Genomic DNA, 608 nt, shown 5'->3' with positions numbered 1-608 from the left:
GTTCCGGTTTTTCAGTTTCTTGCGGTGGTTCCGGAGCTTGTTCTTTTTCCGGTTCCGGTTCAGGAGCTGGTTCCGGCTTCGGTTCCGGTTTTGGCGCTTCGATCGTTACGCCGTTGGAAGCAGCCGATTGACGGCCTGTAATGTCCACTGCGACAACTGTATACGTTCCAGGGCCAGGCGCACTATAGGAGTTGCTGCTCGATTCTGACACAGAAGAAACTCTGCTGCCGTTTCGGAATACACGGTAACCGACGACATCATTGGAAGCGGAGTCGCTCCACGTGATGGTGCGCCCGTTGATCGACGTTCCAACCGGGGCAGGGGCTGCACTGTCTGCATCAAATGTGGCACTTGAAACAACGTTGCTGAATCGTGAACTGCCAGGGAATAATTTCCCTGCATCTCCACCGAATGGTGCGAGCATGCGATCAACATATTCCTCAGACACGAAAAATAAAAAACAAACACAAATACTTCAAGAATTAGCACACCTGATTAACACATCTAACACATCACACACCCTTCATCAATTCATTTATCACCAATCCACCTAACAACTTCAGTCCACACAGTCAACCACACACACACATTTTCACCACACAACACAA

The 608-nt window shown here is 49.3% G+C and carries 1 pseudogene; it reads right to left on the bottom strand.

From position 1 onward, the window contains the following. Window positions 1-424, bottom strand: a pseudogene (locus BHE18_RS23315) (transglycosylase domain-containing protein); the annotation flags it as partial. Between the last annotated feature and the right edge of the window lie 184 nt (window positions 425-608).

Origin of the sequence: Rossellomorea aquimaris, from assembly GCF_001877785.1 — a bacterium.
In the GTDB taxonomy this organism is placed as follows: domain Bacteria; phylum Bacillota; class Bacilli; order Bacillales; family Bacillaceae_B; genus Rossellomorea; species Rossellomorea aquimaris_A.
The sequence above is the reverse complement of the archived record's forward strand: the minus strand, read 5'-3'. Positions and strand labels throughout refer to the sequence as shown.